This window comes from Massilia sp. YIM B02443 (genome assembly GCF_030411955.1).
In the GTDB taxonomy this organism is placed as follows: domain Bacteria; phylum Pseudomonadota; class Gammaproteobacteria; order Burkholderiales; family Burkholderiaceae_D; genus Telluria.
In genome coordinates, this window is sequence record NZ_JASNRA010000038.1 from 1 (window position 1) to 25,554 (window position 25,554).

Annotated in this window: 25 protein-coding genes and 1 pseudogene; 20 read left to right on the forward strand and 6 right to left on the reverse strand. The window is 58.9% G+C overall.

The window, feature by feature from the left end:
• Nucleotides 1-100: 100 nt before the first annotated feature.
• Genes QPK27_RS23845 through QPK27_RS23855 form a run of 3 tightly spaced genes read left to right on the forward strand, consistent with a single transcriptional unit; the run spans nt 101 to nt 2,935 of the window.
• Entirely contained in the window at nt 101-601 is a 501-nt protein-coding gene (locus tag QPK27_RS23845) for a hypothetical protein (RefSeq protein ID WP_290420664.1), read from the forward strand.
• Nucleotide 602: 1 nt separating this feature from the next.
• Nucleotides 603-1,583, forward strand: coding sequence for an ATP-binding protein (locus QPK27_RS23850; protein ID WP_162819333.1), 981 nt, complete (start codon nt 603-605; stop codon nt 1,581-1,583).
• Entirely contained in the window at nt 1,580-2,935 is a 1,356-nt protein-coding gene (locus tag QPK27_RS23855) for a TniQ family protein (protein ID WP_109343490.1), read from the forward strand. The genes QPK27_RS23850 and QPK27_RS23855 overlap by 4 nt, the downstream gene beginning before the upstream one ends.
• Before the next feature lie 103 nt (nt 2,936-3,038).
• On the opposite strand, the gene QPK27_RS23860 is transcribed toward QPK27_RS23855, so the two are convergent.
• Both QPK27_RS23860 and QPK27_RS23865 read right to left on the reverse strand, forming a co-directional pair.
• Nucleotides 3,039-4,106 carry a cation transporter gene (locus QPK27_RS23860; RefSeq protein WP_109343489.1) on the reverse strand — a complete coding sequence of 356 codons (1,068 nt, stop codon included), beginning with the start codon at nt 4,104-4,106 and terminating at the stop codon, nt 3,039-3,041.
• 101 nt (nt 4,107-4,207) lie between these two features.
• Nucleotides 4,208-4,621, reverse strand: a complete 414-nt coding sequence (locus QPK27_RS23865; protein WP_109343488.1) for a helix-turn-helix domain-containing protein — start codon at nt 4,619-4,621, stop codon at nt 4,208-4,210.
• A 68-nt stretch (nt 4,622-4,689) separates the two neighbouring features.
• Between QPK27_RS23865 and QPK27_RS23870 the strand changes: the two genes are divergently transcribed.
• From QPK27_RS23870 to QPK27_RS23910, 9 genes are all read left to right on the forward strand, one after another.
• Nucleotides 4,690-5,937, forward strand: coding sequence for a TolC family protein (locus tag QPK27_RS23870; protein ID WP_205289051.1), 1,248 nt, complete (start codon nt 4,690-4,692; stop codon nt 5,935-5,937).
• Nucleotides 5,938-5,940: 3 nt separating this feature from the next.
• The gene (locus tag QPK27_RS23875; protein ID WP_109343487.1) at nt 5,941-7,173 is read left to right on the forward strand and encodes an efflux RND transporter periplasmic adaptor subunit; all 1,233 of its coding nucleotides are present in this window, start codon (nt 5,941-5,943) and stop codon (nt 7,171-7,173) included.
• 36 nt (nt 7,174-7,209) lie between these two features.
• The gene (locus tag QPK27_RS23880) at nt 7,210-10,395 is read left to right on the forward strand and encodes an efflux RND transporter permease subunit (RefSeq protein WP_109343486.1); all 3,186 of its coding nucleotides are present in this window, start codon (nt 7,210-7,212) and stop codon (nt 10,393-10,395) included.
• Between the two features lie 48 nt (nt 10,396-10,443).
• A complete protein-coding gene (gene lpdA / locus QPK27_RS23885) occupies nt 10,444-11,880 on the forward strand; it encodes a dihydrolipoyl dehydrogenase (protein ID WP_109343485.1) in 1,437 nt (478 codons plus the stop codon).
• Nucleotides 11,881-11,904: 24 nt separating this feature from the next.
• Complete coding sequence (lspA, locus tag QPK27_RS23890; RefSeq protein WP_205289050.1) at nt 11,905-12,408, forward strand: signal peptidase II; 504 nt, start codon at nt 11,905-11,907, stop codon at nt 12,406-12,408.
• A 200-nt stretch (nt 12,409-12,608) separates the two neighbouring features.
• The gene (locus QPK27_RS23895; protein WP_162819332.1) at nt 12,609-12,929 is read left to right on the forward strand and encodes a hypothetical protein; all 321 of its coding nucleotides are present in this window, start codon (nt 12,609-12,611) and stop codon (nt 12,927-12,929) included.
• A 182-nt stretch (nt 12,930-13,111) separates the two neighbouring features.
• Nucleotides 13,112-13,474 carry a CzcE family metal-binding protein gene (locus tag QPK27_RS23900; protein ID WP_109343484.1) on the forward strand — a complete coding sequence of 121 codons (363 nt, stop codon included), beginning with the start codon at nt 13,112-13,114 and terminating at the stop codon, nt 13,472-13,474.
• Nucleotides 13,475-13,692: 218 nt separating this feature from the next.
• Nucleotides 13,693-14,367 (forward strand): hypothetical protein, encoded by a 675-nt coding sequence (locus QPK27_RS23905; protein WP_290420665.1) that lies wholly within the window; start codon nt 13,693-13,695, stop codon nt 14,365-14,367.
• Nucleotides 14,368-14,391: 24 nt separating this feature from the next.
• Entirely contained in the window at nt 14,392-14,937 is a 546-nt protein-coding gene (locus tag QPK27_RS23910; RefSeq protein ID WP_290420666.1) for a cytochrome P450, read from the forward strand.
• Nucleotides 14,938-15,217: 280 nt separating this feature from the next.
• On the opposite strand, the gene QPK27_RS23915 is transcribed toward QPK27_RS23910, so the two are convergent.
• A complete protein-coding gene (locus tag QPK27_RS23915) occupies nt 15,218-15,832 on the reverse strand; it encodes a cation transporter (protein ID WP_184236247.1) in 615 nt (204 codons plus the stop codon).
• A 174-nt stretch (nt 15,833-16,006) separates the two neighbouring features.
• Here QPK27_RS23915 and QPK27_RS23920 point away from each other — a divergent pair.
• Nucleotides 16,007-16,207, forward strand: a pseudogene (locus QPK27_RS23920) (IS3 family transposase); the annotation flags it as partial.
• A 30-nt stretch (nt 16,208-16,237) separates the two neighbouring features.
• On the opposite strand, the gene QPK27_RS23925 reads toward QPK27_RS23920, so the two are convergent.
• From QPK27_RS23925 to cadR, 3 genes are all read right to left on the reverse strand, one after another.
• Nucleotides 16,238-17,191 (reverse strand): arsenic resistance protein, encoded by a 954-nt coding sequence (locus QPK27_RS23925; protein WP_290420667.1) that lies wholly within the window; start codon nt 17,189-17,191, stop codon nt 16,238-16,240.
• A 78-nt stretch (nt 17,192-17,269) separates the two neighbouring features.
• Nucleotides 17,270-19,198: a cytochrome c/FTR1 family iron permease gene (locus tag QPK27_RS23930; RefSeq protein ID WP_290420668.1), complete on the reverse strand. Its 1,929-nt coding sequence runs from the start codon at nt 19,196-19,198 to the stop codon at nt 17,270-17,272.
• A 130-nt stretch (nt 19,199-19,328) separates the two neighbouring features.
• Nucleotides 19,329-19,757, reverse strand: a complete 429-nt coding sequence (gene cadR / locus QPK27_RS23935; RefSeq protein ID WP_290420669.1) for a Cd(II)/Pb(II)-responsive transcriptional regulator — start codon at nt 19,755-19,757, stop codon at nt 19,329-19,331.
• A gap of 90 nt (nt 19,758-19,847) precedes the next feature.
• Between cadR and QPK27_RS23940 the strand changes: the two genes are divergently transcribed.
• The 7 genes from QPK27_RS23940 to QPK27_RS25560 form a co-directional block, all read left to right on the forward strand.
• Entirely contained in the window at nt 19,848-22,283 is a 2,436-nt protein-coding gene (locus QPK27_RS23940; protein ID WP_290420670.1) for a heavy metal translocating P-type ATPase, read from the forward strand.
• 25 nt (nt 22,284-22,308) lie between these two features.
• Nucleotides 22,309-22,671, forward strand: coding sequence for a hypothetical protein (locus tag QPK27_RS23945; protein ID WP_290420671.1), 363 nt, complete (start codon nt 22,309-22,311; stop codon nt 22,669-22,671).
• 124 nt (nt 22,672-22,795) lie between these two features.
• Nucleotides 22,796-23,713 (forward strand): TolC family protein, encoded by a 918-nt coding sequence (locus QPK27_RS23950; protein WP_290420672.1) that lies wholly within the window; start codon nt 22,796-22,798, stop codon nt 23,711-23,713.
• Nucleotides 23,710-24,324 carry a TolC family protein gene (locus QPK27_RS23955; RefSeq protein ID WP_290420673.1) on the forward strand — a complete coding sequence of 205 codons (615 nt, stop codon included), beginning with the start codon at nt 23,710-23,712 and terminating at the stop codon, nt 24,322-24,324. Before QPK27_RS23950 ends, QPK27_RS23955 begins: the two co-directional genes overlap by 4 nt.
• Nucleotides 24,296-24,520, forward strand: coding sequence for a TolC family protein (locus tag QPK27_RS23960; protein WP_290420674.1), 225 nt, complete (start codon nt 24,296-24,298; stop codon nt 24,518-24,520). Before QPK27_RS23955 ends, QPK27_RS23960 begins: the two co-directional genes overlap by 29 nt.
• A complete protein-coding gene (locus QPK27_RS23965; RefSeq protein ID WP_290420675.1) occupies nt 24,517-25,428 on the forward strand; it encodes an efflux RND transporter periplasmic adaptor subunit in 912 nt (303 codons plus the stop codon). Before QPK27_RS23960 ends, QPK27_RS23965 begins: the two co-directional genes overlap by 4 nt.
• The coding region (locus QPK27_RS25560) for an HlyD family efflux transporter periplasmic adaptor subunit (protein ID WP_374047109.1) at nt 25,341-25,554 on the forward strand (214 nt) is incomplete at its 3' end. The genes QPK27_RS23965 and QPK27_RS25560, both read left to right, overlap by 88 nt.

A 25,554-nucleotide genomic window follows, 5' to 3' on the forward strand; every position in this document is an offset into this window, starting at 1 on the left:
ATTCTACTTCTGATCGCGCTCTTTTTGTGGGGGGATTACCCTTTCTCATGTCGAAGTTGTTAAGGTTTGCGGCAGCCGCAAGAATAACATCCGGCCTCATGTGACTCTCGGGCGATGGAAATATACAAACGCCGCGCTTGCGAACGCCTACGACCTCATCGACCGGCAACTCATCGTCTACTGCGATCGACGCGATGTCCAGGTCGCAAATGCGACCGTACTCGAGACGGGCGAACAGCTCGGCGCTCTGCAGGGCCCGGCGAACAAGCAAGGACACCATATTTCCTGGCGTAACCGTGCACTTATGAACCAGGCAGGTCTGTCGCAACGCCTGCATGAGAATTCGACGTCAGTGGCGGCACGCTGGTGCGATGGCAAGGCGGACGAACTGCGCGAACGCAGCAAGCGTGCTCGAAACGCCAAGCGCGCTTCTAAGGAAGCGCTCTCCCTTTCCAAGGTCCAGGCCGATCAAAAGCGCATCGGTGATAAAGCGGCGCTAGGGGACTCACTGATACCTTCCCCACCTTCAATCTTGCCAAAGACCGGTAGCTTCTTCGATTTCGAAGCTCCCAAGACTGGTCCTACTTATTTAGGAGATTAAATTGACTGCATTCGCTAACCTACTGACGATCGACCATCCTGCATTTAATCGAAATACTGTCCTATTGACCGAACCAATCAAGGAACTCTACCAAATCGTCCGCCACATCCTGCTCGTGCGCGAAAGCGGTTGCTGTTTCACTGCGCAAAGCGGTGTAGGAAAGACTCGCGCGCTTGTACTACTCGAACATCTACTGCGTGACCGCATGCCCGAGTTGGTCGTGATCCGGCATAACAGTTGGAACCAGCAGGTTTCATCGATCCGGGCATTCTTCAAACATTTTCTTACTGCGGTAGGTCACCCGGAACTTCGTGGCGAGACCTTCGACCTGCGCCACCGACTTGTGCGACGCCTCATTGATCTGGCTCGAGTATATCAGTCACCGTTTGTCGTGCTCCTTATCGATGAAGCAAATGCCATGCGTCTCGAAGATTTCCTCTTCCTGAAAGATATCTATAACGAGCTGGACCGTGAAGGCGTCCAGTTGGTAACGATCATGATGGGACAGGACCCAGATTTTTCCGACGTTATTGGCCACCTTCGGGAGATGGGCAAGTCTGACCTCATCTCTAGATTTGCACGGCGCCGTCAATCGTTTCGAGCATTCTCGTATAAGGAAGATGTGGCGTCAATTTTTGCTCAGTATGATAGTTCCGTCTGGCCCGCTGAAACTTCCCAGACCTGGACCCAGTTCTTTATGCCGACTGCCTGGGACGCTGGATTTCGGCTGGAAAACGAAACCACAAGGTTTTTCGACGCTGTGAAAAAATGTTCCCCGCATTCGGTCCACAAAGTGGGTTTTCCAGCCCGACAATTCTTCACGGCACTACGGCGCTATCTCACGGTCCAGCACCATCGCGACGCACCGGGGGTTTTTCCAAGCTCGGAAGCTTGGGACGACGCTGTTGACTTTGCACTTTTGGCGGACTCAATTGCCGAAATGAAAGGTGAGGCCAAGCGGGCACAAGGGAGACCGCGATGAAGATTTACGATAACGCCGTTAGAGAGTTTCCTTCCAACGCCGCGCTCGATTTGGTTCCCTTGCCGGAAGAATCGATGGTCTCCTCAATATGGCGATTCGCATGGCGTAACGGCCTCGGAGTAAAAGAACTGCTTACCCATTGCACGCACGGTGCGGGCTATCAGAAAGAGCATGCCACTTTTTCCTATAAGCGTGGTTTCGACCCGGACGTGTTCAGCCACAGCAGCTGGTGGATTGATGAGCCGAGTGAAAAAGAGGTATTCGGATCATCATCTGAAAAACATAGGTCTATATGGTGGAATACTGCGTTTCGCTATTGTCCCCTATGTCTAGGGCATCTTTATCATAGCTTCTGGCATCAATCGAAGTTCCTCTCCCACTGCCCGCTAGATGGAGCAGCACTGCGCGATACTTGTTACTCGTGCGGCAAGCATTTGCCCACTTATGGATTTCATCAAGAGATCCTAAGCAGGCCATACGTCTGCCCGCACTGCAACGGTCCCATCTCAGGCGTTGGATTGAGCGTGGATGCTCGGTTGGAGATACAGCAAAGCAAAAGGGAATACGCGCGAGCTTTTGAAAGTCTTGATCATTGGTGGGAGGAGTCGACAGCAGTACGCAATCAGCTGGAATCATTTTTGTCTTCACGGGCATATCATTTCTCGCCGTGGTTGAGGCCTGAAACTACATGGCTACAGTGGGTTATTCACCAAGTCCCCCCGCCGGCAACGCTACCTTTCACGACACGCGAAGTTCCCCAACTCGTGGTCTTGACTTGGAAAATCGCTCTTGAACGATGCGACCCTATGAAAAGCGTCCTTTTTCCGAAGCGTTGGAAAACTGAAAAACTTAGTCTTGCAATAAAGGTTTATCGTGCAACGCTACGACGGTTACTTCGCGTAATCGCAGAATCGGAACCGTTCGACGATGAGGACTATGTTCGTCATCGAGCCGAATCCATCAAAGACCTTCTGAATTCTCCGAGCGGCTGCAACATGAAATTATTAGCCTTCATCATGCTCAGAAATAGCTACGAGACCTATTTTAGTGTGATGCATGCATCGCCAGACCAAGCAGATTTCCAGGACTGGAATGTGGGATTCCCTTATGGGAACGAGTTTGCACAGCGGGTAAGGATATGTTGGCGGGCGCAGTTTATCGCTGAGTATGCAGCGTTCTATTGGTGGCTAGTCGCTGTGCGGGATGGGAGGAAAAGAGTTGGCGACTTCAGAAGAGAAACCGCGACAATGAGTCATGTTGATGTGAAGTTCGACGGAAGTAATGGTGACTATATTATTGGTAAGGTCGCCTTCCCAGCTGTTGATGGACTTCGGCTTAGTCTGTCTCCCTGATGCCATAGGTGGGTGAAACCGGATAATAAAGTAGCTTCCATGACCGGTGGTGGCAGCTCGCCACCTACCGGTCAGCCATTCATGCAACAAAAACGCTTTACCGCTACCTCAGTTTAAGGATCCGGCGCGCACCAGTGAGCACGATGACGGCGATGATGGTGCCCACAACAAGATCGGGGTAAGGCGAACCAGTCCAGGTAACCAACACTCCAGCAGCGATCACGCCGAGATTGGCGATAACGTCGTTGGCGGAAAATATATAACTTGCCTTCATATGCGCACCCCGATCACGTTTCTTGGCGATCAAAATCAGGCAGGCAGCGTTAGCAATGAGGGCTACGGTTCCGACACTCATCATCAAAACAGATTCGGGTTCACTGCCAAAGAAGAAACGTCGAACCACTTCACTCAGCGCACCTAGTGCGAGCACGAGTTGAAGCCACCCAGCCACGTGGGCCGCACGAGTTTTTAGCGCAGCCGCGCGCCCAACAGCGTATAACGCTAAACCATAGACTGCTGCATCGGCGAACATGTCGAGCGAATCGGCTACTAATCCTGCGGATTCTGCGATTAACCCCCATGTGAGTTCGACCACGAACATCACAGCATTTATAGCCAGCAGCAGCCGCAACGTCTTCGCCTCTGACGCGTCTCCAGCTTTATCGGAGCCGCTAGTCGATTGGGACAGGTCTGGACGGGAACTGATCAGGTGGGCGCCCAAGTCTAATCGTGTCAGCTTCGACAATATAGGATCGATGTTTCCCGAGTGTGCTACGTGGAGCTGCCTTGCCGAGAGATCGAAGTTGAGCGAATGTATGCTTTCGACATCAGCTACCGCCATGCGGATCATGTTCTCCTCAGACGGGCAGTCCATCTTCGGTATTGCGAGCGTGCTGATCGTGCGTTGTACGGTAGAGCGTGGCTCAGCCGGACGTGAGCTGCGAAGCTCCACCCCCAGTCGCAATGGTTGAAGGACGTCGAAAAGGATATCTGCGCTCCCACGGTGGAGCACTCTGACGGTTCGGGTATTTAGGTCGAAGGCGATATGATCGATGCCGTCGACTTTGTCCAAAGCCATCCGAATCAAGTTTTCTTCAGACGGACAGTCCATTTTGGAGACGAACAGCTCGGTTTCAAGGCCGCTAGAAGGCGTGGTCTGATTTTGTGTCATGAAAGTGAGTTTTTTGATGGCTGGTTATTGGAGGGTAAACCTTCAACCAGCTTCAAGGTCAAGTGTGCTCAGGACCTGTGATTGGCACCACGCTGAGTGAGCTACCCGGCTTGTCCCGCCGGCGCGAGGGCATCAATGATGCCGCAATCGGCAAATCGACCGCCCCGGCATGAAACCAGCAGACGGGAAAGATGTTCTTTCAATAAGTTGAGGTCTCTGATCTTTTGCTCGACCTCGGCAAGGTGTTGTTCTGTCAGCGCTGTCACGGCGCAGCAGTCGCCGTCTCGCTGGTCGGAGAAGGCCAACAGGCTTCGAACTTGGTCGACCGTGAACCCGATCTCCCGTGCACGGCGAACAAAGCTCAGGCGGGCTACATCCTCGCTCCCGTACAGCCGGTAGTTGCTGCCGGAGCGGGATGGAGAGTCGAGCAACCCAATTTTCTCGTAATAGCGAATCGTCGCTGGGGGCATCTGCGCCGCAGCGGACAGCTGTCCTATCGTAAATGTGCGTGACATATGCTTGACATTAAAGTGGCTTCAAGGTTTATAAAGCTCATTTATTAATCCGTCAAGCAAATCCAATCATGCGCATCAAGATCAATGCTTCTGTCGCCACGACCCTGTTGGTCATGTGTATGGCCGCAGGCTCTGCCTTTGCTGAGGGCACTCCACTGACGCTTGCCGAGGCCGTCGCACGGGCTAGACTCCACGCGCCGCAATTGCAGGGCGCTGACGCAGCCTTGCGCATCGCCGATGCCAATGTACGCCAGTCTGGACTTCGACCGAACCCGACACTTTCCCTTGAGGCTGAAAATGTCTTGGGATCGGGACGCTACTCCGGTTTCGGTGGGGGAGAAAAGACGGTCGCGCTGTCAATGCCCTTGGAGCTCGGTGGTAAACGCGGCGCGAGGATGCGCGTGGCCCAGGCTGAACGGGCCGCCGCCGGTATTGGGGCGCGCTCCGCGGAAGCGGAGCTGACATTTCTGATTACCGAGGCGTTCGTTACCCTTGCTGCCAACGAGCGCTATGTCGCGATCGCAAAAGCTGGTCATGAACTGGCTGCGCGTGCTCACCATGCAGCACGCGAACGGGTGCGCGTCGGAAAAGCATCTCCAATAGAGGAGCAAAGGGCGGACGTGCTGCGAATCAATACGGAGGTTCGTCTGGGCAAAGCACTACGCGCCGCCGAACTGGCCCAGAAAACGGTCGCACGGCTGACAGGCACGGCGATGCCGCTCACGATCGCGTCCACGTGGTTCGAGCAAATAGAACGCAGCGAGATGACGCCGGCAGCAGGGCAGGGGTTGGCGATCGCAACAGCAGAGGCCGAGGTGGCCGCTGCGGAAGCTCGCGTCGATGCGGCCAGGCGCGACCGGATACCGGACGTAACGCTGACCGCAGGCATGCGCCGTTACGGCGAATCGTCCGACAAGGCCGCTGTGCTCGGCCTGTCGGTCCCACTGCCATTGTTCAATCAGGGCACGGCCGCGCTGGCGCGCTCGCGGGCGGAATTCGATCGGGCTTCCGCCGCGCGCCGCGGCGTCGCACTGCAATTCGAGCAATCCAGCGCGCAGGCGGAAGCCGAGGTGGCCGACGCATTGGCGGCCGCACGGGCCGCCAATGGCCCCGCGCTCGCCGCCGCAGAAGAAGCGGCGCGCATCGCGAGGATCGGATACGCCGAAGGAAAATTCCCGCAACTCGAATTGATCGAGGCCGAGCGCTCTTTGGCCGAAACCCGCGAAAGCTCGGTCGACGCGCTCGCAGCACTCCATACTGCCCGGGCACGTCTGGCTCGGCTCCAAGGTTCCAACTCTCCAATTTATAAGGATTGACCCATGCAAGCGGTATTCCGATCGGGCCTGTGCGCCGCGATGATCCTGTTGAGCGCATGCTCCCCCAAGCCAGAAACAGCCCCTAAAGTAGCGGCCGAACAGGGTGAAAAAACGGCGACCGCCTCAGGCGAGAAAGCCGAGAAGGCCGAGAAGAGCGGCGAAGCCGGCGAGCGGGGCGAAGCTGCGGAGAGAGAAGGCGAAGCCGAAGCCAAGGAAGATTTTGTATCGCTATCGGACCAGCAAATCAAAGCCGCGGGTATCGAGATCATGCCGGTTCGACAGTCCTTCGCTGGGGCGGTCGAGGCGCCTGCAGTCATCGCGGCAGACCCGAAGCATGCAGCCGTCGTCTCGAGCGCCGTTGGCGGCCGGGTTGTCGAGGTCCGGCGCAACCTGGGCGACCCGGTCGCTCGGGGCGACGTGCTGGCTGTAATCGAAAGCCGTGACGTAGCCCAGCTCAGGGCCGACGTTGAAATCGCCAAGCGGCAGTACGAGCTCTCGCAAGCCACGTTCGCGCGCGAAGAACGTCTGTTTGGCGAAAAAGTCACCTCGCGACAGGAATTCGAAATTGCGCGCAATGCCGCGCAAGAAGCACGCACCCGCCTTCGCCTGGCCGAGCAACAACTCGCCGCCGCCGGGGGAACGGGCGGAGGGCAGCTTAACCGGCTGATGCTGCGCTCCCCGATCAAGGGCAACGTCACGGCGCGGCAGATCGCCCTGGGCGACATCGTCGCGCCGGACGCACATCTGTTCGAAGTGGCCGACCTCAACGAACTGGCCGTCGAGCTTTCGCTGTCGCCGAACGACGCCGCCCGCGTCACCGTCGGCACTGCGGTGGACGTGTCGATTGATGGCCGCACCGGCGCAGGCCGCATCACCCACGTATCGCGCGTCCTCGATCCCGCCACCCGCCAGGTACGCGCCATTGCACGGCTGTCGAACGGGGAGGGAAGCTGGCGCATCGGCGAGACGGTCAGGGCATCGATCGCGCTCGAGGGCGGTACCGGCGGCACCCAGCTGGCCATTCCACGGACCGCCGTGCAGACGGTGGAGGACAAGCCGAGCGTGTTCGTCCGGGAGAAAGAAGGGTTCGCGATCAAGCGCGTCGTCCTCGGCGGTAACGCGGCCGGCTACGTCAAGGTGGTGTCCGGCCTCGACGGCAAGGAACAGATTGCGGTCAGCAATACTTATCTGCTGAAGGCGGAGCATGGCAAGGGAGAGGCAGGGGACGATGACTGATTTCCTCGTTCAACGGCTCCTGAAGGATACCCAACCATGATTGCTCGCATCGTCAACTTTTCCGTTGCGCGGCGGTGGCACGTCCTCATCGCCACCATCCTGCTGTCGATCCTCGGCGCATTCGCACTGACGCGCCTGCCGATCGACGCGGTACCGGATATCACCAACACGCAGGTGCAGATCAACGTCGTCGCACCGGCGCTCGCGCCGGCCGACGTCGAACGACAGGTCACCTATCCGATCGAGACGGCGTTTGCCGGCATTCCCGGACTGGAATCCACGCGCTCGTTGACCAGGCATGGATTTGCACAGGTCACGACGGTCTTCAAGGACGGCACGGATATCTATTTTGCTCGCCAGCAGATAGCGGAGCGGCTGCGCGCCGTCGAGCGCAACTTGCCCCCGGGTGCTACTGCGAGCCTGGGTCCGATCGCGACCGGGCTTGGCGACGTCTACATGTGGACGGTGGAGTACGCCTCCAAGCCGGCCCAGAAAGTCGGTACGTCGGCCGGCTTGCAGGCGGACGGAAGCTATATCACCCCGGAACGGGAAGTGCTGCGCGGCGCTGTTGAGAAGGCTACCTACCTGCGCACGGTGCAGGACTGGATCGTCGCACCGCAGCTCAAGAATACCGAAGGGCTGGCGGGCGTCGACGTCATCGGGGGCTACGTCAAGCAGTATGTGGTCACGCCGGATCCGCAACGACTAGCGGCCCTGGGCATCAGCCTGACGATGCTGGGCGAGGCATTGGAGCGCAATAACACGAGCGCCGGCGCCGGCGTCGTCGTCCAGAACGGAGAGGCCCTCACCGTCAAGGCCGATGCGCGCATCACCTCATCCGAAGAACTGGCAAAGACCGTCATCACCACCCGTAACGGCACGCCAGTGCTGGTGTCGCACGTCGCTAGCGTCGGCCTGGGGCAGGAGGTGCGTTTCGGCTCGGCGTCCGAAGGCGGCCAAGAGGTCGTCGTCGGTACGGCCGTGATGCGCATTGGCGAGAACAGCCGGACCGTTGCCGCCGCCGTCGATGTCCGACTCAAGGAAATCGCACATTCCTTGCCGCCCGACTTGCTCATCCGGCCAGTCCTCGACCGCACTCGGCTGGTCGATGCCACCATCAAGACCGTGGCAACCAATCTGACCGAAGGCGCGCTTCTGGTGATCGCCGTCCTGTTCGCGCTACTCGGAAACCTGCGCGCGGCGCTGATCGCCGCAGCCGTTATTCCGGTCACCATGCTCCTGACCTCGGCGGGCATGCTCGAGGCGGGACTCTCGGCAAATTTGATGAGCCTGGGCGCGCTGGACTTCGGCCTGATTGTCGATGGCGCCGTGATCATCGTAGAGAACGCGCTGCGCCGCATCGCCGAACACCAGCATGCGACTGGCAAAACTCTTACCAAAGCGGAGCGCCTTGATACCGTTGCGGCCGCCGCGCGCGAAATGATCAGGCCAAGCGTCTATGGCCAGGCGATCATCATTCTCGTCTATGTCCCCCTGTTGACGTTCCAGGGGGTGGAAGGCCGGATGTTCGCACCGATGGCGGTAACGGTGATTCTGGCCCTGGTATTCGCTTTCATTCTTTCTCTTACCTTTGTGCCGGCGGCGATCGCGCTATGGCTTTCGCGCCATGTCAATGAAAAGGAAAACCGACTGGTCAAAGCCGTATCCACGTCCTATGCACCTTGGCTGGACCGTGCACTCGCGAAGCCCAAGCTGACCGGCGTACTAGCGACCGTCGGTTTTGCGGGCGCGCTGGGTCTGTTTACAACGCTGGGCCAGGAATTTCTCCCGACCCTCGACGAGAAAGACGTGTTGCTGCAGGTCGCCCGCATTCCCGGAACCTCCCTGGACCAGAGCCAGGCGATGCAGTTCGCTGTCGAGAAGGCGGTCGGCAAGCTGCCCGAGGTAAAGCTGGTCTTCTCCCGAACAGGTACGGCTGAACTGGCCGCCGACCCTATGCCGCCGAATATCACGGACACCTTTGTCATCGTTAAAGACCGTTCGGAATGGCCGGAACCCGGGATGAGCAAGGCCGAGCTGGTTGAGAAGATCGAGAAGGCGGTTGCAGGCATCCCGGGCCAGAACTACGAGCTGACCCAGCCGATCCAGATGCGCTTCAACGAACTGCTGGCCGGCGTACGGGGCGACATTGCCGTCAAGGTCTACGGCGACGATTTCAACGCCATGATCCGCACCGCCGAGCAGGTTGCCGAAAAACTGCGTGCGGTCGAGGGCGCGGAGGACGTCCGGGTAGAGCAGGTGCAGGGGCTTCCGCTGCTCGATGTGCGGCTGGACCGCGACGCCATGGCGCGGGTTGGATTATCCGCTCAGGACGTGCACGACACACTGGCGGCAGCCATCGCGGGCCGGGAGGCTGGTTCCATCTATGAAGGCGACAGGCGCTTCGACGTGGTGGTGAAACTGGGTGAGACCAGCAGGAACGATGTGGAAGCCTTGCGCCAGTTGCCAGTGCTGACGCCAAGCGGCAGTTTCGTGCCGCTGGGGTCGGTGGCCGCGCTGGAGACGGCCAAGGGACCGAACCAGATCAGTCGCGAGAACGGCAAGCGTCGCGTCGTGGTACAGGCCAACGTGCGCGGACGTGACATCGCCAGCGTGGTCAGCGAAGCGCGCGCAAGCATCAACGCGGACGTACGGGTGCCCGCCGGTGCATGGATTACCTGGGGCGGGCAATTCGAGAACCTCGAGCGTGCGCGGATGCGTTTGGCAGTCGTGGTACCAGCCTGCTTCGCGCTCATCATCGCGTTGCTGTACTCGGCTGTTGGGTCTTGGCGTTCGGCCGCGGTCGTGTTTACGGGCGTGCCTCTCGCCCTGATCGGGGGTATCGCCGCACTCTGGCTGCGTGGCATGCCGTTTTCGATCTCGGCGGCCGTTGGATTCATCGCACTGTCCGGCGTCGCTGTCCTCAACGGGCTGGTAATGGTGGGCTCGATCGACGACGTGGCGAAACAGCTTCCGTGGGCACAAGCGGTGCGCGAAGGTGCGCTGCGGCGCCTGCGCCCCGTCTTGATGACGGCACTGGTCGCATCGCTGGGCTTCGTCCCGATGGCATTGGCAACCGGCGCCGGCGCCGAGGTGCAGCGGCCGTTGGCCACCGTTGTGATCGGAGGCCTGATCTCCGCTACGATCCTGACGCTGTTCGTGCTGCCGACGCTTTACCAGCGCTTCGCCCGTCCGCCCGAGAACGTGGCGGAGGGAATTTGAACAGTCCAGTAGAGTGAACGCAAGGACTCGAACATTGGAAGGAATCACATGAAAGCGCAATACGACCTGGTCATCGTTGGCGCGGGTTCAGGCGGGTACATCGCCGCAATCCGCGCCGGACAACTCGGCTTGTCCGTGGCCTGCATTGAATCGAATCCTTACGCCGCACCCGACGGCCAGGCGCGCCCCGGAGGAACCTGCCTGAACGTGGGATGCATTCCATCCAAGGCATTGCTTGCGTCGAGCCACCTGTACGAACAGGTCGTCCACCACACCGCCGAGCACGGTATCACCACTGGCGGCGCGGCGATCGAGGTCGACAAGATGATCGATCGGAAGGACGGGGTGGTCTCGAAAATGGCCAAAGGGATCGAATACCTGTTCAAGAAGAACAAGGTCGACTTTATCAAGGCGCGCGCGCGCTTCGTCGGGATGCAGGACGGGGTATATTCCCTGGAAGTCTCGGCCGAAAATTCCGTGCAGGAGATCAGCGCGGGTAACGTGATCATCGCCACCGGGTCGAAGCCGCGCCAGCTGCCAGGCACCCGGATCGACAATGCAATCATCTGCGACAACGCCGGAGCGCTCGATTTCCGCGAGGTGCCGAAACGCCTGTGTGTGGTTGGCGCCGGCGTGATCGGTCTCGAGCTAGGCTCAGTGTGGCGGCGCCTGGGTGCGGATGTCACCCTGCTCGACGCCATGCCGGACTTCCTGCCCGGCTGCGACACCGCCGTGTCCAAGGAAATGCTCAAGCTGATGTCTGGCCAAGGGCTGAAATTCGACCTTGGCGTGAGCATCGACAGCATCGCGCTCAGCGGCGGCGGGGTGCAGATTTCGTATCGCGACCGTGCTGGCGCCGCCAAGGAGCTCGCTTGCGACAAGGTGATCGTGGCGATCGGGCGCGTGCCCAATACGGATGGGTTGGGAATCGAGGCAATTGGCCTGGAGCTTGACCAGCGCGGCTATGTGCCGGTCGATGAACACTGCCGCACGATATTGCCGAACCTGTTTGCCATCGGTGACGTCGTGCGCGGGCCAATGCTTGCGCACAAGGCCGAGGAAGAGGGAATCATGGTCGCCGAGATCGTCGCAGGGCAATCCGGGCAGGTGAATTACGCCGCCATCCCCTTCATCATCTACACGAGTCCCGAAGCCGCGTGGGTTGGCAAGACGGAGCAGGAACTGGCACGCGAAGGCCGCGCATTCAAGTCGGGACAGTTCCCTTTCTCGGCCAACGGGCGCGCACTCGGCCACGGCGACGCACAGGGGTTTGTCAAGGTCCTAGCCGATGCCGAGTCGGACCTTGTGCTGGGCGTGCATATCGTCAGCTCGCTCGCGTCGGAAATGATCGGTGAAGCGGCAATGGCGCTCGAGTTTTCGGCGTCTTCGGAGGACATTGCCCGGATCTGCCACGCGCACCCGACATTGTATGAAGCAATCAGGGAAGCGTCGCTCGCTGTCGACAAGCGTGCGCTGAACATCTGACCGTCAACTGTATAGGAACCGATAGTGGCCAAACCCTTTTCACCGCTCGCTGCCGTGTTGGTCGCCGGGCTTATCGCACTTGCCGACCTGGTCACCAAGGCCGCAATCGTGGAACATCTGGCCTACGGCCAGCAGATCGAGTTGTTACCCTTGTTGAACATCGTCCATGTGATCAACCAGGGAGCGGCGTTCGGTCTTCTGGCCACGGCCGGCGGATGGCAACGCTACCTTTTCATTGTTGTAGCCGTACTCGCGTCGATCCTGATCGTCCGGATGATCCGGAAACCTGAAACAGGCTCCGCGGAAAGGATCGCTCTGGCGATGATCCTTGGCGGAGCGGTTGGCAATCTCGTTGACCGAACTGCGCGGATGGGCGTCGTTGACTGGATCGATGTGCATGCAGGAGCGCATCACTGGCCAGCTTTCAACATCGCCGATATCGGGATCACGGTCGGCGCCACGCTCATCGTTTTGCACGCGCTGTTCGGTGGCCGTGCAGCACCTCCGGTATCCGACAAGACCCGATAGTCATCGCCCCCTGGACGCGCACTGCCACCCGAAGCATGGCCAGTCGCGCGGGGCGGTCTGAACAGGGCGACGATCCAGCCCATACAGAACAAACATAATCAGATCTACAACAATTCGAGACCCATGTTTCTGCCCGGCGGGCGTTGTAAAATTTGCCATACTCCAGTGTTCTCTTCCGTAACCGAGCAGTCAAGGACTCCATGAAGCGCCTGTTTCTGATCATATTGTTCGCGCTTTTGCCCTTACAGACTGGCTGGGCGGCAGGATGGTGCGTGATTTCCGACGACGCGTCGGCCATCGCAGCGGTATCCGACGTAACCGGGGCTGCAAATCCGATAGACGTGCAGCTCGAAGCTGGCTGCAGCGCAACTTGTGTATCGGCATGCGACTTGCAGCCCCTCGGCAGCGATTCTTCCGTGATCGAATGGTCAGGGCTGTCGCGCTCCTATCCCGGCAGACTCAATCAGCTAAATTACCAGTCTCCAATACTGGACGGCCCGATTCGGCCGAAATGGCACTGATCATCGAAGCCGGCAACTACCGCCTGCGCTTGATGGGTAATCGTGCACAAGCACTGCACGACCCCATCCGTCTCTACAAATAATGCAGCCGCAACTGACTTACTCCCGACCATGGCGGCCCACAATCGGCCACGTCGAGAGTCAGTGCGCTTGAAAAATCAAACATTCAACAGGAAAATTCAATGAAAACTCACATCAACTTCTTATCCGCGGTACTTCTCGCGTGCATGTTCATTCCACTCGACTCGCGGGCCAATGAGGGGGGCATGCCCTCAGAGAGCGCCGCAGAAGCGAAGACTGGTAGAGCAGCACCGTTCGGCTACTCCTCCAATGCAGCGCCTGACCGCGTTATCACAATAGTGGAAGGCAAGACCAGATCGATTCACGTCAAGCGACTCGAGACTGTCCGTATTGTAGACGGTCCAAGAAACCTTACCTGGACCTTCGATACGCTCGGCCTGTCGCCGATCTCCTTGGCGAACATCCTTCCAAACGCAACGAACGTAACAATCTATGTTGAGGAAAGTCCAATGTACGCCAACTAAGCTTCGCCATTTGGCGTTCTGGTAGGGCGCTATCACTAGTTCGAAGCCGCCCGCGGTTTCGAGCTAGTGTGAAGCCTGATATGCAATCTACCGGGCGAATACAAGCCGGGGGCACGTACCCCACGTGCGACGCTATTGATATGAGCAGTGCTGAAACAAGCGCCGCTTAACTACGTGCTCGGGCAGTATGAAGACGGCTCAATTTGACGGAGACGCTCATGCATGAGATACCGCGAGATGGTGTTCCAGACAGTACTCTTTCGTTCGCCCGGGACGGCTATCTTTTCATTACTAAACGTTGTACGCGCCTGGGGACCTACCTGTTTCGCCCACGACTGATGCTTCAATCGACGGTTTGTATGCGCGGCGAAGAATTGGCCAGACTATTTTATGACAATGAGAGGTTCAAACGCACCGGTGTTGCTCCATCGAGACTCCAGGAAACACTGTTTGGCCGAGGAGGCGTGCAAGGACTGGACGGTAATTCCCATCGGTGCCGAAAGGAAATGTTTCTCTCCTTGATGAGCGCCGAGCGTATTGCGGAACTGGCGGAGCTCAGTGCCGCGCAATGGCACAGGTCCGCGGCAAATTGGGAGCGCCGCTTCCAGGTGGTTTTATTCGACCAAGCGTGTGAAAGCTTGTGCCGGGCCGTCTGTGCCTGGACAGGAATCCCGCTGGTTGAGTCCGAAGTCAGGAGTAGAACGGATGACTTCGTAGCGATGATCGATGCTGGCGCGGCGATCGGTCCAAGACACTGGCGTGGAAGATGGGCGCGAAACCGCGCTGAGCGCTGGATCGAGGGTCTGGTAGAAGATGTGCGTCATCACCGGCTAACGGTGGATGAAGACTGCGCACTATATGCGATCTCATGGCATCGCGATTTGTCTGGGTAATTGCTCGACAAGCGAACTGTGGCGGTGGAACTCATCAACGTTGCAAGGCCAACGGTCGCGGTCGCCTGGTATATCATGTTCGCGGCCATGGCTTTGCATCAGCACCCGCAATGCGGTGAGCGTTTGCTGGCTGCCGAAGCGCACTACCTCGATTATTTCGTTGAAGAAGTCCGCAGGTTTTATCCGTTTTTCCCGGTGGTAGCTGCGCGCACGCGGCGGGAGTTCGAATCGAAGGGCTATCGTTTTCCGAAAGGAGAAAGGGTCCTGCTCGACTTGTATGGGACGAATCACGATCCGAGGCTTTGGGACGAGCCCCATACATTCATGCCCGAACGTTTTCGTCAATGGAAGCGTAGCCCTTTCAGCTTCATTCCACAGGGAGGGGGGGAATATCTCGATGGTCACCGTTGCCCTGGCGAGTGGATCACCGTCGAACTGATGAAAGTTGCCGTTGTGTTTCTCAGCACCAGCGTAAGGTACAGCGTACCTCAGCAGGATTTGCGGATGAGCCTCTCACGCATACCGGCGTTGCTGTCCAGCCGTTTTTTGATTGGTAATGTACAAATCTGATCACCTGAGGGAAGGGAAATACCTGCCTGATGAGAATGTCCGGAGTTCCGCGTCAGACCTCTCTGATTTGCGTTGCCAGTAATGCTCCGACCAGACAGAGAACTCAGGTTAGCAAATACCAGTGCCTGCTTCGCACTTGGTTCAACAACTGCGTTTCCGCCCGCGATTTCGATCATGTTACGACGGCCAGCCGCCATAAGGCGCTTTCCGTCAGCTTAGTCGTATACCACACTGGATGTATCTCTGTTGCGCGTGCAGGGTTCGAATGGAATACCTCGTATCACGACTGATGTCCTTTTGCCTCTGAGAGGATTTCATAACCTCCCTTCCCAGCAATGAACGAAACCACTGTTCCAAGCAGCAGATCAGGAAGGTTTGAATTTGTCCACATTACTAACGCGCCCGAAAGCACGATTGCGCCGTTCACAAGCGAATCGTTATTCGTGAATATAGTCGAGGCCTTGAAATTGATGTCCTGGCCGCGATGCTGCTTCAGCAGGCGAATGCAATAGATATTCAGTAGAGCATTTGTTGCAGCCATGGCCATCATGGCTGGTCCCAGCGGTGCCTCACCGCCAAGAAAACGACGGACAACTTCAACCAACAATAGGCAGGCGAAACCAATGAGGAGCCAGCCAGATAATTGCGCCGCACGCTTCTTGATTGTGCTGGATCTACCGACCGCGTACAGACTGACGCCATAGACTGCAGCGTCACCCAGGTTGTCAAGGCCAGCGCCAACCACGGCAGTTGAAGATGCCCATATTCCGACAGTCACCCCGGCCAAACACTGGCCCAGATTGATTAGCAAGACCTTCCATAAAATGCCACGATCACGCTCGTTGGAACCGTCCAGACCTGATTCGTCATCGCTGTCCTTGCCAATATCCGACATCGGATCTCCAAAAGATTGCAGGAAGAACGCGCCCAGCGCTTTTCTCTACCGGACGCGCTTGGATGAACACAGAATACGTCAGTTACCAAAGCGAGCGCGCACATATCAAACACGAGCCAGGTAAGAAGCTTGGATTAGGGTTGCCGAGCACTTGCAGTAAACTGCCATGACAACGCACGCATGGAGCGCGTCTGGCGACGCCTGAAGGGCGGATTGATCCATCGCCAGTGGTATGCGACCAGGGCCGACGCTGAACCGGCAATTACGAAATACATCAAGATCCTCTGGAACCGCCAGCGGCGCCATTCGCGTCTCGGCTATCTATCGCCAGCATTGTTTGCCGAAAAGATCAGCAGATGGCAGCTGGCTGCTTGATACGGACGTGTCCACTATTGACAGTACAGCTCACTTGACCAGGGCAGGAATTGCACGCACATAGACCAGTTCACTGCCCAGTTCGACCAGGGTTTGTGTGATCACAGCCGCCGCCGCAATTCCACGCAAATCGTCGGGTAACGCGAGCGCGAGCGGCAGCACTACCAGAGAATTGCGCGTCGACGCGCTGAAGGTCACGGCGCGAGCCGCTGCTACCGGCAGTTTGAACATGCGCGACGTGAAAGCTCCTACCAGTGGGGCAAGCACCATGAAGCCAATATAAACCGGAATGACCGGCACCAATTGCTCGATCTCCCTGATGATCGCTCCGATCTGCGAACCGATGACGACCACCAGCACTGCGGCCATGGCTGGGACCGGGAGCCAGGCCCATCCGATATTCCATTTCTCGACGATGGACGATCGCTTCGCGAGTCCGGCAGTAGCCACCGCAAGCAACAGCGGAGCCACGATCAGCAGCAGGAATGCGTCGACAAACGGCGCGACAGCGATGACGACGCCAGATTCGCCGCCAGTTATTACGCTGAGGTAGATGGGCAGTAGGAGCAGCTGAAGCAGGAGCAGGATTGGCGTGGCGGCCAGGGTCAGGCGCGAATCGCCTTTCCCGAGATGAGTGAATACGACGACGTAGTCAATACATGGCGTCAGCAGAACCAGGAGCGCGCCGATTAACAGCGCAGGACGATCGCTCAGTCCACGCGTCAAGACCCATACCAGAAGCGGTATCAGCACAAAATTGGCGACCAAAACTGCAGATATGAACGCTCGATTACCCAACCCCTGCCTTAGCTCGAGAAAGGGAATCTGCAGAAACATCGCATACATCAGGACCGCAATGGCAGGTGTCACCAACAGATCAAGCCTGGCCGCAGCATCAGGCGCAAGGATCCCCCCGAGCACGGCCAAGGCGGCACTTACAACATAGACTGGAATCTGATTCCGTTCCAGGCTTTCGCGGTTCAAGTTGTTTACCTTTCGGCGATAAGGTGATGATTACCCGGCAGGCATCAGCCGCGACGCCTGCTGCGAGCCATTCAATAACTATTTGCGGACCTTCATCAGATTGAAGCCGAAGCCAAGACCAGCCGCCAGGAGCAGGGCCAGTTGCGCCGCATAAGTCTCTATCGTCGGGTAGAGGCCGAGGACCGGCATCCGCGGTCCCGTGACCGGTGTGGCCGTCAGCCATCCGGCTTCTTGCAGCCCTGCGATTCCTTTTCCGACCAGGACAACTGCCAGGGCGGCCACCAGCACGGAGCTGAACGAGAAGAATTTACCGATCGGCATGCGTGCACTGGTACGCAGGAAAATGACAGCAATTATCGACAGCAGGACCAGGCCTGTAACGAATCCTGCCAACAGCGCAGGGCCGTTGCCGTCGGCGCCGAGCGCCGAGTAGAACAAAACCGTTTCGAAGACTTCCCGGTATACCGCGATGAATGCCAAAGCAAACAAGGCCCATGCGGAGCGTTTTTCCATCGCCGCTGTCAAATGCTGCTTCAGGTATGCTTGCCATTGTCCGGCCTGGCCTTTCTGGTGCATCCATAGGCCGACTGACAGCAGCACTGCGGCGGCGAAGAGCGACGAGAGGCCCTCAGTCACTTCACGACTTGCACCGCTGATGCTGACCACATAAGTGGCCACCACCCATGTCAAGGCGCCTGCTGCCAGGGCCGAGATCCAGCCGGCGTGCACGTAGCGCAAGGCCTGTGGACGCTCCGCTTTGCGGAGGAACGCAACCATCGCAATCACGATCAACAGGGCTTCGACACCTTCGCGCAGGAGAATAGTCAACGCGCCCACGAACACCGTCGTCGCGTCGGTCTTGTTCGCGCCGGTAAGCTCCTCGACACGTACGAAATACGCGTCGAGTTGAGAGGCGTATTCGGTCGCACGCAACACATTGCCTTGTGCAACCGCGCCCCGGTACAGCTGCATCGTTCGCTCCACGTCCACCAGGAGCTGGCGGTCCGTCGCATCGAGCCTCGCCTCGAGCGGCTCGAAACCGTCCAGGTAGGCCGATAAAGCAAGTTCGGTAGCCTTCGACCGCTGGTTATTTTTCAAGGCATCCAGACTGTCCTGCAGCAGCTTGCGCGCAAGAACGATGCCCTTGCGTTCTTGCTGCTCCCATACCACCCCGGGGTGGGTACGTGCATAGGCCAGAACCGCCCGCGCGGTCGACGGTGAGCCTGCCTTCGCCAGTTCTTCTTCGGTTGCCGTCACGAGCGTGTTCATGTCGGGAATCGTGGCAGACGCGGAGCTGCTCTTGGCGAATGCAGACTCTCCGGCTGCGATGTCCGTGCCCTTGAACGCCAGGCTACCGACATAGAATGCCAGAGACCAGCGGTCATGCTCGGACAAGCCTGCAAAGGCCGGCATCGATGTGCCCTCGACACCCTGGCTGATGACCTGATATAGGGCCATGAGAGAGCGGGAACGGGCTCTTTCCTCATCGGTAAATGCGATTGGTTTAGGTTCGAGCTTGGCCGCGAGTGGCCCATCGCCGGCGCCGGCCGCTCCATGGCATGAAGCGCATTGCGCCTGGTACAGCGCCGCACCGCTGGCCAAATCGGGCAAGGCGCGCGGCGCAACAGGGAAGGGGTAGGCCTGCAGCAGCAAACGGTTTGCCTCTCGCGCAAGCAGGGAAACCTGTTGCGGCGCTTCCTTGCGCTCGACCGCCTGCTTCAGCTTGGTGGTGGCAGCTGCAAGTTCTGCATGCAAAGGATGCGGAGGCAATGCCGTCACCTGGTTCTGCGCGCGCGTCGAGAACTCCTGCATTTCGCCGTATTCGAGTTCGCTGACAATCGCTCCGTTCTGGACCGCGCCGGCGTAATCGACGGCGACATAATCGAGCAACTGCCAGAGCTGGCGGACTTCCGCTTCCGATGATGTGGGATTAGCGTGTGTCGTACCGATCACGCAGCAGCAGAACATTACGAAGGCGATTAGCCGACGCCAAATGGGGTACGTCATATCGGGATACTTGTCTTCAGGTTCGAGAATCTGATATTAAACACCTTCAAGCTACTTGAAGGTCAAGCGCATTGTTCCGGCTGTTCGCTGGTTCAGCAATGCAGTGATGGCGCGGAAAGTCCAGGGCTAGTCAATGGCGCCCAAGCCTTACTGGCTCGTCGCAAACGTCCGCAGCGCCGAGCGCCTGCAGGATTTCACATGGATTTGTGCTGTCGGTGGCGATGCAACGGCTCCTGAGGTCTCTGAGCTGCGCTTCTAGTACTGACAGGTTTGCTATACGGTCGACGATGTGCCCGATGTGCTTGTCGAGCAACGCGTTGACGCTCTCGCAATTTTTTCCGGGCGCCTCGCGAAAATCGAGCAGCGTCCGGATCTCATCGAGTGTCATGTCCAAGGCGCGGCAATGCCGAATGAACAGCAAGCGCTCAGCGTGAAGCTCGTTATAAGCTCGATAATTGTTTGCCGACCTTTCAGGCGGAGCGAGCAATCCGATGCGCTCATAGTAGCGGATGGTTTCAACCAAGCAGCCTGACCGGTCTGCCAATTCGCCGATTTTCAAGAAAAATCCCGGTGCGTTAACTTAATGCTTGACCCCGTACCCGCTACAGGGTGTTCAATGTGAACTATACACAGTTCTCGAGGAGTCGTCATGTCGGAATGCCAGACAAAATCATGTTGCGAAAAATCTGCACCGATCGAGACCGCGGGTGCCTCATCTGCAGCCTTGGATCATTCTCTTCTCATTCGCATCGACCAGATGGACTGCCCGACAGAAGAGGGACTGCTGCGGCAAGCGCTCGGACGCGTTGCAGGCGTCGGAAAGCTCGAGTTCAATCTTGTCCAGCGCCGCTTGCGGGTGGAGCACAGCCTCGGCGATCCACAGGCGATCCTTGCAGCAGTACGCGCGGTCGGCATGGACCCGGTGATTGAACAGACCGAGGAGCAAAGCGGGTCAGCAGCCGGCACTGTTTTCCGCATCGAGAACATGGATTGCCCCACCGAGGAGACGCTCATCCGTAGCAAGCTGTCCGGCATGCCGCAGGTCGAACAGCTTGACTTCAATCTCGTCCAGCGTCGCTTGGTCGTCAGGCATAGTGGGCCTGCAATGGCGATCCTGGATGCACTGACGTCCATCGGTATGCAGGCGGTGCTCGTTGCAGCTGGGCAAGGACGAGCCGCTGCGGTCCCATCGGTCTCCCGAAAGCGGCAGTATTCAGTCCTTGCTCTGGGCTTGGCCGCAGCAGTCGGTGCCGAGGTCGTCGCATGGACGACGGGCGATGAAAACTGGTGGCCAGTCATCCTGCTATCGCTGCTTGCGATCGCGACGACGGGCTTGGGGGTGTACAAGAAAGGCTGGATTGCGGTCAAGAACCGCAATTTGAATATCAATGCCCTGATGTCAATCGCCGTGACCGGCGCAGTACTGATCGGGCAATGGCCCGAAGCGGCGATGGTCATGGTCCTTTTCGCGCTTGCCGAGATAATCGAGGCCCGCTCGCTCGACCGTGCGAGAAACGCCATCCAGGGCCTGATGGCATTGACACCCGAGCGGGTAAGCGTGCGCCTTGACGACGGCAACTGGAGTGAACAGGACGCCACCACGGTCGCGATCGGCGCCCTGGCCCGTGTCGCACCCGGCGAGCGGATCGCCCTGGACGGGGAAGTGACCACTGGCCAGTCGTCAGTCAACCAGGCGCCGATCACGGGCGAGAGCATGCCGGTACCAAAGACGGTCGGCGACAAGGTGTTTGCCGGCACGATCAATGAAACGGGCTCTTTCGAATACCGTGTCACCGCCGGCCACAGCAACTCGACCCTGTCGCGCATCATCCGCGCGGTCGAGGACGCGCAGGGCAGCCGCGCGCCCACGCAGCGTTTCGTCGACCGCTTCTCCAGCATCTACACGCCCATCGTGTTCGCCATTGCGCTCGCCGTCGCCCTGGTGCCGCCGCTCATGCTGGGCGCCGAATGGATGCCATGGATCTACAAGTCACTCGTTCTGCTGGTGATCGCGTGCCCCTGCGCCCTGGTGATCTCGACCCCGGTCACCGTCGTCAGCGGCCTGGCTGCGGCGGCGCGGGCCGGTATCCTCATCAAAGGCGGCGTCTACCTTGAGCAGGGCGGCAAGCTGCGCTCGCTCGCACTGGACAAGACCGGCACGATCACCCAGGGTAACCCCGAAGTGACGGACGTGTTGCCCCTGCAAGGCGATGCACAGACTCATCTGCAGCTCGCGGCCGCGCTCGCGGACCGTTCCGACCATCCGGTATCGACCGCGGTGAGCCGCCACTGGCAAAACTTGGGCCTGGACCTGCTCGTCGCATCCGTGACCGAGTTCGAGGCCTTGACCGGCCGTGGCACGAAAGGGCGGATCGACGGGAAGTGGTACTACCTCGGCAATCACCGCCTGGTCGAGGAGCTCGGCATCTGCAATACCGCGACGGAAAGCGTCCTGTCGACACTGGAGGGTGAAGGGAAGACCGCGGTTGTCCTCTGCGATGAGACGTCGCCACTGCTGGTGATCGGCGTGGCCGATACCATTCGTGAAACCAGTCGCGAAGCGGTGGCCCAGCTTCATGGGTTGGGAATCCGGACGGTCATGCTCACCGGCGACAATGCGGTGACGGCCAAAGCGATCGCACGGCAGGTTGGCATCGATGACGCCCGCGGGAACATGCTGCCCGAGGATAAGCTCTCTGCCATCAATGACGAGGTGGCGCAATTCGGTACCGTCGGCATGGTAGGGGATGGCATCAACGATGCCCCGGCGCTGGCCAAGGCCGATATCGGGTTTGCGATGGGCGCAGCGGGCACCGACACCGCCATCGAAACAGCCGACGTCGCGCTGATGGATGATGATTTGCGCAAGATCCCGCAGTTCATTCGCCTGAGCAGGCAGGCAGCCGCCATCCTCAAGCAGAACATCGTTGCAGCCTTGCTGATCAAGGCCGTGTTCCTGGTGCTCGCTATCGCAGGATCAGCCACTTTGTGGATGGCCGTGTTCGCGGACATGGGCGCCAGCCTGCTGGTTATCTTTAATGGCATGCGTCTGCTACGCGTACGTCTGCGTGGCAGCAACGAATAACCGCACCGATGCTATACTCGCGAGCATGACGCGCCGTTTTCTCATTTGCATGCTGATGATGCTCGCATTCCAGTTCACCTGGAGTGCGATCAGCGCCTATTGCATGCATGAGACCGGACGAGCCGCGCAGCACCTTGGACATCATCAGCATAAGACCGGCGCTCACGATCAGGTGGTGGCCGCCGATGACGGTAAGCCGTCGTCGACAAAGAAGATCGCGCAGCATTCGCATTGTTCTTCGTGCGCGCACGCAGTGCTCGCTCCCGCAGCCGTTCAAACGGCCCCCTACCTGACGATGGCGCACTTCGCGCCGGTTGGTCCAAACGTCAATTACGCCTCAATTATTCAAGTCCCTCCCGAGCGCCCCCAGTGGCCCGCCGCCGTGTAATTCCGGCGGCTATACCTTCTTTTACCAGGTAATTCCCGAGCCTTCCGACCGTGTGCCCGTGCACTCGGCCGGTGTGCTCGCTGTCGCCGGATAGCTTTCGATTCTTTTAATTTCGGAGTTATCTATGCAATCCAGATCGATGATCATGGGCGCGCTGTTGCTGTTTTCACAGTCGACGTCCCTTTACGCGCAAACGGAAATTTTGCGCGATCCAAACAGTACGCCGCTCGCCGGGAATACGTCGCTACTACCGCTGACCCTGCAGCAGGCGTTGCAGGCTGCGTACGCAGGCAACCCAGGCTTACGAGCCGCATCACAGGCGATCGGCATCGCCGAGGGTGGCAGGCTTCAGGCAGGCGTCATACCCAATCCTGAGCTGGCTCTATCCACTGAAGGAACCGACCGTCGGTCCAGGGTCGAGACCGCCCAGATTACCCAGCTCATCGAGCTCGGCGGCAAACGAAGCGCCCGCATCGCGGTCGCCGAACAAGAGCGTCTGCTCGCCGTCCAAGCATTGAACGTGCGACGAGCGATGTTGCGTGCCGACGTTATGGCGGCCTATCTGGAGGCCTTGACAGCGCAAGAGCGGGTCGGTCTGGCCGAGTCGGCCATTGAGGTCGCAAGCCGGGCGACGAATGCCGCTAGTCGGCGCGTCGCTGCTGGCAAGATATCGCCAGTAGAACAAACCCGTGCGAGTGTTGCAGAGTCGGCCGTGCGTCTTGACCTCACGCAAGCAACAGCCGATCTGAAGTCAGCCAAACGCAAGTTAGCGGTACTGATGGGCAGCTCGCGAGCGATTGCCCAGCCACTCCAGATGCCAGTCGTCGAGTTCGCTGCCGTACCAACGATGAACGAGCTCGAACAGCGGCTAACCGTGTCGCCGCAACTGCGTCAGGCCGAAGCGCAGGTCAAACGTCAGGATGCTTTGGTCGGCATGGAACGTTCGGCGCGGGTACCAGACGTGACGGTGACCGTGGGTAGCCAGCGGGATCGTGAACGCAGCGGGAGCGANCCGTCGAGTTCGCTGCCGTACCGACGATGAACGAGCTCGAGCAGCGGCTAACCATGTCGCCGCAACTGCGTCAGGCCGAAGCGCAAGTCAAACGGCAGGATGCTTTGGTCGGCATGGAACGTTCGGCGCGGGTACCAGATGTGACGGTGACCGTGGGTAGCCAGCGGGATCGTGAACGCAGCGGGAGCGAAGCCGTCTTTGGTATCTCCGTACCGCTGCCACTTTTCAATCGCAACCAAGGGAACATGCTTTCAGCACTAAGACGGGCCGACCAGGCTCGCGACGAATTAGGCGCCGAGCAGCTTCGGGTGTATGAGGAAATCGCGGACGCTCACCAGCGTGCAGAGGTCGCTCAGCTCCAGATCGACAGTCTCAAGTCCGAGATGCTGCCAGCGGCGCAGCAAGCGTATGACGCTGCCGTGACTGGTTTTGAACTAGGAAAATTCGGGTTTCTCGACGTTCTTGACACCCAGCGCGCATTAATTCAGGCACGCAGCTTGTATCTGCGCGCTCTGTCCGATCGGTATCGAGCAGCAACTGATATCGAACGAATCGCACCGGCTACTAATGCCGATAGCACCACCATNTCAGATCGACAGCCTCAAGTCCGAGATGCTGCCAGCGGCGCAGCAAGCCTATGACGCTGCCGTGACTGGTTTTGAACTCGGAAAATTCGGGTTTCTCGACGTTCTTGACACCCAGCGCGCATTAATTCAGGCACGCAGCTTGTATCTGCGCGCTCTGTCCGATCGGTATCGAGCAGCAACTGATATCGAACGAATCGCACCGGCTACTAATGCCGATAGCACCACCATCTTCAAGGAACACCTGCAATGACGCCCCTGCAAAATCATCGTAAGAAAAATCTGCCAATCATTGCCGCAATCGTGGCCGTCGGTGTCGTGCTGGCCCTGGCCATCCTGTTCTGGAACAAGGGAAGCGCTGAAGGTAGCGCCGGCGAAGATGCCCATGGCCATGCCGAGAGCGGTCAGAAGGAGGGCGCAAAAGAAGCCGGTGGAGCAGGCGACGAACGCGCCGAGGATGAGCACAAGGACGAAGGAGTGGTCAAGCTGCCGGTCATGCAGGCAGAAAAGGCCGGAATTACGACCGCCGTTGCCGGTGCGGCCACGATCGAGAACATTGTCAAACTGCCTGGCGAAGTCCGTGTCAACGACGATCTGACAGCTCACGTAGTGCCGCGCCTGGGCGGCGTCGCCGAATCAGTGCCGGCGCAGCTGGGGCAAACGGTCAAGAAGGGCCAGGTGCTAGCCGTCATTTCAAGCCCGGAGCTGGCTGACCTGCGTAGCGCCGCGAGCGCGGCACAGGTAAGGCTCGGCCTGGCCAAAACCATCTATGAGCGGGAAAAGAAACTGTGGGAGGACCGTATCTCTGCCCAGCAGGACTTTCAGCAGGCCGAACAGGCACTTCGCGAGGCCGAGCTTACCTTGCAGGCAGCGCGCTCGAAATTGGCAGCTCTTGAAGTGGGCGCCGGAGGCGGCGCATTGAACCGGTACGAGTTGCGTGCGCCGTTCGACGCTGTCGTCGTTGAAAAGCACATCACGCGGGGCGAAGCGGTGCAGGAAAACACCAATGTTTTCGTACTAACCGACCTCTCGCGCGTCTGGGTCGATGTCGCAGTCACACCGAAAGACNCGAGTTGCGTGCGCCGTTCGACGCTGTCGTCGTTGAAAAGCACATCACGCGGGGCGAAGCGGTGCAGGAAAACACCAATGTTTTCGTACTAACCGACCTCGCGCGCGTCTGGGTCGATGTCGCAGTCACACCGAAAGACCTGGCAAGCGTGCGTAGCGGCGCAACGGCGGTTGTCAATGCCACCGGCTCTGATATGAAAGCCGTTGGGAAGGTAAGTT